This is a genomic window from Streptomyces sp. ADI95-17, from assembly GCF_003846175.1.
In the GTDB taxonomy this organism is placed as follows: domain Bacteria; phylum Actinomycetota; class Actinomycetes; order Streptomycetales; family Streptomycetaceae; genus Streptomyces; species Streptomyces sanglieri.
Map to the genome: position 1 here is coordinate 48941 of NZ_ML123044.1, position 7752 is coordinate 56692.

Here is a 7752-nt window from a genome sequence, read left to right on the forward strand (position 1 = left end):
GGACCGTCGCTACTTCATGGGCGTACTCATCGCGTACTCATCGAGTGCTCATCGCAATCTCGACCTACTTCCAACTCGCGAGGTACCTGACCGCACGGGGTCCCGTGCCGTTCATTTCTTACGGTGTCACCCGCTCGACGAACCGCTGCACTGCGGCGGGGTCGAACGGCCCCTTGGCCTTGAAGGCCCGGGGGAAGGCCCGGCGGCGAACCGCCAGGTCCAGACAGACAGAGGCGGGGTGTACATATGCACCCCGGCCGGGCAGCGTACCGCGAGGATCGGGGACGCAGGCGTCCCCGTCCGCGACGATGCGCAGCAGCTCGCTCTTGGCCGCCCGCTCCCGGCATCCCACACAGGTTCGCTCAGGGCAAGCACGGGCGTGCGTCCGGCCAGACACGGCTAAGTCTACCTCCCCGCACCGACCTCACCCCTTTGGGGCAAAAATCGAACGGATGTTGTCGTGATCTCAGCGGCATTGCCACTGAGAAATATTCCCGACGACGCCGGTTCAGCGCCGCTCGGACCGCTCGCGGGCCCGTTCGGCACGCTCCCGGTCGGCGACGTCGCGCTCGGCGTCGGTCTCGGTGTCCGGGCGGATGTCGATGCGCCAGCCGGTGAGACGGGCGGCGAGGCGGGCATTCTGCCCCTCCTTGCCGATCGCCAGCGACAGCTGGTAGTCCGGCACGGTGACCCGGGCGGACCGGGCGCCGAGGTCGACGACCTCGACCTCGCTCACCCGTGCGGGCGACAGCGCGTTGGCCACCATCTCGGCCGGGTCGTCCGACCAGTCCACGATGTCGATCTTCTCGCCGTGCAGCTCGGCCATGACATTGCGCACCCGGCCGCCCATCGGGCCGATGCAGGCGCCCTTGGCGTTCAGCCCGGAGCGGGTCGAACGGACCGCGATCTTGGTGCGGTGACCGGCCTCGCGGGCGATGGCACAGATCTCGACGGAACCGTCGGCGATCTCCGGCACCTCCAGCGCGAAGAGCTTCTTCACCAGGTTGGGGTGGGTCCGCGACAGCGTCACGGACGGGCCCCGGACACCCTTGGCGACCCGTACGACGTAGGTGCGCAGCCGCAGGCCGTGGGTGTACTCCTCGCCCGGCACCTGCTCCTGCACCGGCAGGATCGCTTCCAGCTTGCCGATGTCGACCAGGACGTTCTTCGGGTCCTTGCCCTGCTGGACGACGCCGGTGACGACATCGCCCTCGTGGCCCGCGTACTCACCGAAGGTCCTGTCGTCCTCGGCGTCGCGCAGCCGCTGCAGGATGACCTGCTTGGCGGTGGTCGCGGCGATCCGGCCGAACCCGGACGGGGTGTCGTCGAACTCCTTGGGCTCCTGGCCCTCTTCCAGGTCGGCCGGGTCCTCCTTCGCCCACACCGTCACATGGCCGCGCTCGTCGAGCTTCACTCGCGCGCGGCGGTGGCTTCCGTCGGTACGGTGGTAGGCGATGAGGAGGGCCGACTCGATCGCCTCGACGAGCACGTCGAAGGGGATCTCCTTGTCCTGTGCCAAGCCCTTCAAGAGCTTCACATCGATGTCCACGGCTACGCCTCCTCTTCCTTCTTGTCCTTGCGGCTGAATTCGATCTCCACGCGCGCCTTGGCGATCTCGTCGAAGGCGACCCGGCGGGACGTGGGCTTGCGGCCCTTGACGCCCGGCACTTCGAGGTCGAGGCCTTCTTCGTCCACGGCGAGGATGCGGGCCACCAGCTCGCCGCCCTCGCGCAGATGCAGCTTGGCCAGGCGGCCCGTGGCACGTACGTAGTGGCGGTGCTCCGTCAGCGGACGGTCGGCACCGGGGGAACTGACTTCGAGGACGTACTCGTCGTCGCCCATCGCGTCGGTCTCGTCGAGCTTCTCGGAGATCGCGCGGCTCAGCTCGGCGCAGGCGTCCAGCTCGACGCCCTCTTCGGAGTCCACGATGATCCGCAGCACGCGGCGGCGGCCGGCCCGGGACACCTCGATCTCTTCGAGATCAAGCTGTTCGGCGCTGACGAGCGGTTCGAGCAGCCCGCGCAGCCTCTCGCTCTGGGTGGTGCTCATCCGGGTGACTCCTCGGCCGCGTGTGCTGTTGTGGGGATCGTCGCGTGTCAGGTCAAAGGGTATCCGGTCCCGAGGGGTGTTGCCGTCCGCCGGCTCCGCGGCCGCGGGTACGCTCGCCTGCGGTGATCACTTCAGGACAGATCCAGTCAAGTCAGGGCCAGGAAGCTGGGCCCGAAGGAGAACAGGTGCGGCGCACGGGGACGACGCGCAGAGGTGTGTTCGGCGCGACGGGGGCGATCGCCCTCGGGGCGGTGCTGGCCGGCTGCGGTGACGGGCCCGGCAGCGGGAAGGACTCCGGCCGGTCCGGGGCGGCGACCGCGGCCGAGCAGGCCTCGGCGGCACGGGCCGAGAAGAAGATCCGGGCGGCGGCCGCCCGGACCAGTCTGGAACTGCTCGGCGGGTACGAGCACGTGGTCAGGGCCCATCCGGCGACCGCCGCGGGGCTCGCGCCACTGCGGGACGCGGTGCGCGCCCACGCGAAGGCGCTGGCCCCCGGCGGCGCGCAGGCGCTCGCCTTCACGCGGTCGCGCGCGACCGACGCCCGGTCCGCCGTCAGGGAGCTGGCCGCGGCGGAGCGCCGTGCCGCGGACGCGCATCTGGCGGCCCTGATGGAGGCCCCGCCGGAGCTGGCCCGGCTGCTGGCGTCGATCGCGGCGGCGGGCGCGGCCCACGCCTATCTGCTGACCGGACTGGCCAAGGAGACCTCGTCATGAGCGCCGGGACACGGAACGCCGCACAGGCGGCCCTGGCCGCCGAACACGCGGCGGTGTACGGGTACGGGGTGGTCGGCGGCCGGGTCGCCGAGAACCGCCGGGCCGAGGCGACAGCGGCCTACCACGCGCACCGGGCCCGGCGCGACGCGCTGACGCGGACCGTGCGCGGGCTGGGCGGTGAGCCGGTGGCGGCGCAGGCCGCGTACGCTCTGCCGTTCGCCGTGCCGGACCCGGCCGCGGCGGTGCGGCTGGCGGCCGTGCTGGAGGACCGGGTCGCGGGCGTGTACTCCGATCTCGTACGGGCCGCCGAGGGGCCGCTCAGGCGGGAGGCCGCCGACGCGCTGCGGGAGGCCGCGGTGCGCGCGGTCCGCTGGCGGGGCGGCAGCGTAGCCTTTCCCGGGCTCGCGGAGCGGGCCTCCGAAGGCACCGGCGCGAGCGCCGGGGCCGCCGCGAAGAGCGGGGCCGGCGGGGCGAGCGGGTCCGGTGGGACGAACGGGTCCGGTGGGACGCACTGAAAGAGCTCTGAAAGGGAACAAGGCACGTATGGGTTTCGAACCGCCGCAGCGTCTGGTGCGGGCGCTGGGCGAGTCGTACGGGGACGAAGGCGCCGCCGACTGGCTCGCGCGGCTTCCCGCACTGACCGAGGAAGCACTGTCCGCCACCGGGCAGGACACGACCGTGGAGCGGGTGGCCGCCCCGGGCGGCCGCAGCAGTCTGGTCCTGCTGGTGACCTGCGCCGACGGCACCCCGGCCGCGCTGAAGATCGCGCCGCCCGGGGCCGAGCCCGAGCTCGAACGGGCGGCGCTGGCCCACTGGAACGGCTGGGGCGCGGTGCAGCTCGTCGCATCCGGACCCGGCGCACTGCTGCTGGAGCGGCTGCACCCCGAGGTGTCGCTGCGTTCGCTGCCGGAGGCGAAGGCGCTGCTGGAGGCGGCGGGAACGGTGCGCCGGCTGTGGGTCGAGCCGCCGGCCGGGCACGGTTTCGAGACGGTCGCCGAACGGACCGGGCGCCGTGTCGCACCGATGCGGGCGGGCGCGGCGGCCGACCCGGGCCTGGAGCCGCTGGTCTCCGCGGCGCTCGCGGCTCGCGAGGAGCTGGTCGCCCACTCCCCCGAACTCCTGCTGCTGCACGGCAACTTCCGGCAGAGCAAGGTGCTGGCCGGGGAGCGGGTGCCGTGGCTGACGGTCGGCCCGGAGCCGCTGGTCGGTGAGCGTGCCTACGATCTGGCGCGGCTGGTGCGCGACCGCGTCGAGGATCTGATCGCCTCGCCCGGCGGCGCGGTGACGGCCCGCCGCCGGGTCAAGAAGCTGGCCGATTCGCTGGACGTGGACCGGGAGCGGCTGCACGGCTGGACGCTGTTCCGTGCCGTGGAGTCGGGAACCCGGGCGCTGGCGGCCGGCCGCCGCCAGGAGGGCGAGCTGACGCTGGAGTTCGCGAGCTGGCTGTAGGACGACGGAAGGCCGCAGGCCCCCCGCGTACGGTGCGCGGGGGGCCTGCGGCCTTCCGGGGTGTCAGGCGGTGAGGCGGGCGATCGCCTCGTCGACGGTGAGCTCCTCGCGCTCGCCGGTGCGGCGGTCCTTCAGCTCCAGGACGCCCTCGGCCGAGCGGCGGCCGGCGACCAGGATCTTCGGCACGCCGATGAGCTCGGAGTCGGTGAACTTGACGCCGGGCGAGACGCCCGGACGGTCGTCGACCAGGACGCGCAGACCCGCGGCGTTCAGCTTCTCGGAGACGTCCAGGGCCAGTTCGGTCTGGAGCGCCTTGCCCGCCGCGACGACGTGCACATCGGCCGGGGCGATCTCGCGGGGCCAGCACAGGCCCTTGTCGTCGGCGGTCTGCTCGGCGAGCGCGGCTACGGCGCGGGAGACGCCGATGCCGTACGAGCCCATGGTGACGCGGACGGGCTTGCCCTGCTGGCCGAGGACGTCGAGCGAGAAGATGTCGGCGTACTTGCGGCCGAGCTGGAAGATGTGGCCGATCTCGATGGCGCGGTCCACCCGGAGTCCGCTGCCGCAGTTGGGGCAGGGGTCGCCCGCCTCGACGACGACGACGTCGAGGTAGTCGTCGACCTCGAAGTCACGGCCCGCGACGACGTTCCTCGCGTGCTTGCCCTCCTTGTTGGCACCCGTGATCCAGGCAGTGCCGGCGGCGACGCGCGGGTCGGCGATGTAGCGGACCTTCTCCAGTCCCTGCGGGCCGACGTAGCCGCGTACCAGGTCCTCGCGGCCCTCGAAGTCCTCGGCGGTGACCAGTTCGACGACGGCGGGCGCGAGGTGCTCGCCGAGCTTGCCGAGGTCGACCTCGCGGTCGCCGGGCACGCCCACGGCCACGATCTCGCCGTCGACCTTGACCAGCAGGTTCTTCAGGGTCGCGGAGGCCTCGACGCCCAGGTGCGCGGCGAGGGTCTCGATGGTCGGGGTGTCGGGGGTGTCCAGCTCCTCGACGGGGCCGTGCGCGGAACCGTCCGCGGCGACCGCCTTGAAGGTGACGGCCTCGGTGTTGGCGGCGTAGTCGCAGTTCGGGCAGTCGACGAAGGTGTCCTCGCCGGCGGGCGCGGGCGCCAGGAACTCCTCGGAGGCGGAGCCGCCCATGGCGCCGGAGACGGCGGAGACGATCCGGTGGTCGAGGCCGAGGCGCTCGAAGATCCGGATGTAGGCGGCGCGGTGCAGCTGGTACGCCTCGGCGAGACCCTCGTCGGTGGTGTCGAAGGAGTACGAGTCCTTCATCTGGAACTCGCGGCCGCGCAGCACACCGGCGCGGGGGCGGGCCTCGTCGCGGTACTTGGTCTGGATCTGGTACAGGATCACGGGCAGGTCCTTGTAGGACGAGCACATGTCCTTGACGACCTGGGTGAAGATCTCCTCGTGGGTGGGGCCGAGGAGGTAGTCGGCGCCCTTGCGGTCCTTGAGCCGGAACAGCAGGTCGCCGTACTCGTCGTAGCGGCCGCTCGCCTCGTACGCCTCCTTGGGCAGCAGTGCGGGCAGCAGCACCTCCTGGCCGCCGATGGCGTCCATCTCCTCGCGCACGACGCGGGTGATGTTCTCCAGGACCTTCTTGCCGAGCGGCAGCCAGGTCCAGATTCCGGCCGCGGTGCGACGTACGTATCCGGCCCGGACGAGCAGCTTGTGGTTGAGCGTCTCGGCGTCGGCCGGGTCGTCGCGCAGTGTCTTGATCATCAATCGGGACATGCGCTGGACCTGGGCCATGATGAACTCCTGCTCGGAAGGGTGATGTGCAGGAGGTTAGCCGGGCGGTGCGGGTGGGCGGAAATCCATTGCCCGCGGTACTAGCCCTTGCGACGCAGGGGGAGCGGGGCTCCCATCACCGCGTAGGGCTTGGGAGCGCTGGGGAAGAGCACCTGCCGGGCCAGGTCCTGGTAGCCGAGACTGCGGTACAGGCCACGTGCCGGGCTCTCGGTGTCGATGGCCGAGAGGATGGACCGGGGCTGGTCGACGGCGTCGGTGATGGCGGTGATCAGTGTGCGTCCGATGCCCCGGTTCTGGAACTCCGGCAGGACGTGCAGCTCGGTGATGACGAACGAGTCGTCGAGCCAGTGCACGCTGCCGGTGGCGCGGAGGTACGGCTCGACGACGGTGGACCACCACTGGCCGCGCTCGTTGGGCATGCCGTAGACGAAGCCGACGAGCCGCCCGCCGGCGGTGGTGGCGCCGAGGGCGCGGGCGTGGGGGTGGTCGAGGTGTCTGAGGACGATGTGGCGCCGTACCTCGACCTCTTCGGGCCCCAGGCCGAAGGCGACAGCCTGTACGGCGAGCGCCTCGTCCACGCGCGCGGCGAGGTCGACCGGCCCGATCCGGACGCTGGGAATGCGGGGGCCGCCCCCGGAAACTGCTGCCATGCGCCGACCCTACTGGCCCCGGTGGGCAACGGGGTACGGATGGGTGGCCGTCGGCCACCGGCCGGTCAGAACAGCACGCTCATGAACGCGCCGGTCTCCTTGAAGCCGACCCGGGCGTAGGACCGGCGCGCGGGGGTGTTGTAGTCGTTCACGTAGAGGCTGACGACGGGGGCGACCTCGGCGAGCGCGTAGCGCACGACCGCCGCCATGCCGGTTTCGGAGAGTCCGCGGCCGCGGTGTTCGGGCGCCACCCAGACGCCCTGGATCTGGCAGGCCTGCGGGGTCGCGGCGCCGATCTCGGCCTTGAAGACGACCTTGCCGTCGTCGATCCGGGCGAACGAGCGGCCGGCTCCGATGAGTTCGGCGACGCGTGCCTGGTAGAGGAGTCCGCCGTCGCCCGCGAGCGGGGAGATACCGACCTCCTCGGTGAACATCGCCACGCAGGCCGGCATCAGGATGTCCATCTCGTCCTTGCGGATCCGGCGGACCAAGGGGTCGGGGGTCACATCGGCGGACGGGCTCTCGGTGACCATCAGCGGCTGGTTCGCCCGGACCTCGCGGGCCGGGCCCCAGCCGGGTTCGAGCAGCCGCCACAGCTGGGCGGTGGGCTCGGCGGGGCCGACGATCGAGGAGCAGCGGCGGCCGGCCCGGCGGGCGCGGTCGGCGAAGGCCCGGACGGCTTCGGGGGTGGCGCAGATGGGGACGAGGTTGGCGCCCGAGTAGCAGAGCGAGCGGAGCCGTCCGTCGGCGTACCAGCCCCACATCTCGCCGCCGAGGCGCCAGGGGTCCAGGCCTGCGATCTGGACGCGGGACGTCACGAAGGCGTTGGCGACGGGCTCGCTCTCCAGGACGGCGAGAGCGGCTCCGAGGTCGCTGGGTTCGAGGACCCGGGTGGTGGTCTGCGTCAACACGAGGGGGCCTCACCATGCGGTCTGCTGATTTCCGCACTGTAACCGAAGCGGATCGTCCGTGCCGCCCGTGCCTGTGAACAGGGGCTGCGGCAGGCCGTGAGGTCACTCACGGCAGCGCCCCGCCGGACGGCGTTCGTCCGGCGGGGCGCTGTGGTGCGGGTCATCGGTTCAGCTGACGGAGACCTCGGGCTCGCCGGAGGCGATGCCGTCCTTCTCCATCTG

General features: G+C 72.0%; 9 protein-coding genes. 3 read left to right on the forward strand and 6 right to left on the reverse strand.

Features of this window, described 5'->3' with window-relative positions; all coding sequences use genetic code 11:
• Window positions 1–118 precede the first annotated feature (118 nt).
• The 3 genes from EES42_RS00190 to rimP form a co-directional block, all read right to left on the reverse strand.
• Window positions 119–397 (reverse strand): YlxR family protein, encoded by a 279-nt coding sequence (locus EES42_RS00190; RefSeq protein WP_072489326.1) that lies wholly within the window; start codon window positions 395–397, stop codon window positions 119–121.
• Between the two features lie 111 nt (window positions 398–508).
• Window positions 509–1549: a transcription termination factor NusA gene (nusA, locus tag EES42_RS00195; RefSeq protein WP_072489327.1), complete on the reverse strand. Its 1041-nt coding sequence runs from the start codon at window positions 1547–1549 to the stop codon at window positions 509–511.
• 2 nt (window positions 1550–1551) lie between these two features.
• Window positions 1552–2049, reverse strand: coding sequence for a ribosome maturation factor RimP (gene rimP, locus EES42_RS00200; RefSeq protein WP_124716081.1), 498 nt, complete (start codon window positions 2047–2049; stop codon window positions 1552–1554).
• A gap of 185 nt (window positions 2050–2234) precedes the next feature.
• Between rimP and EES42_RS00205 the strand changes: the two genes are divergently transcribed.
• Genes EES42_RS00205 through EES42_RS00215 form a run of 3 tightly spaced genes read left to right on the forward strand, consistent with a single transcriptional unit; the run spans window position 2235 to window position 4211 of the window.
• Entirely contained in the window at window positions 2235–2762 is a 528-nt protein-coding gene (locus tag EES42_RS00205; protein WP_124716082.1) for a hypothetical protein, read from the forward strand.
• Complete coding sequence (locus EES42_RS00210; protein WP_124716083.1) at window positions 2759–3277, forward strand: ferritin-like domain-containing protein; 519 nt, start codon at window positions 2759–2761, stop codon at window positions 3275–3277. The genes EES42_RS00205 and EES42_RS00210 overlap by 4 nt, the downstream gene beginning before the upstream one ends.
• Before the next feature lie 28 nt (window positions 3278–3305).
• Window positions 3306–4211 (forward strand): aminoglycoside phosphotransferase family protein, encoded by a 906-nt coding sequence (locus EES42_RS00215; protein WP_124716084.1) that lies wholly within the window; start codon window positions 3306–3308, stop codon window positions 4209–4211.
• 63 nt (window positions 4212–4274) lie between these two features.
• On the opposite strand, the gene EES42_RS00220 is transcribed toward EES42_RS00215, so the two are convergent.
• From EES42_RS00220 to EES42_RS00230, 3 genes are all read right to left on the reverse strand, one after another.
• Window positions 4275–5969, reverse strand: a complete 1695-nt coding sequence (locus EES42_RS00220) for a proline--tRNA ligase (protein WP_124716085.1) — start codon at window positions 5967–5969, stop codon at window positions 4275–4277.
• An 80-nt stretch (window positions 5970–6049) separates the two neighbouring features.
• A complete protein-coding gene (locus tag EES42_RS00225; RefSeq protein WP_124716086.1) occupies window positions 6050–6619 on the reverse strand; it encodes a GNAT family N-acetyltransferase in 570 nt (189 codons plus the stop codon).
• 65 nt (window positions 6620–6684) lie between these two features.
• A complete protein-coding gene (locus EES42_RS00230) occupies window positions 6685–7530 on the reverse strand; it encodes a GNAT family N-acetyltransferase (RefSeq protein ID WP_206433325.1) in 846 nt (281 codons plus the stop codon).
• Window positions 7531–7752 lie beyond the last annotated feature (222 nt).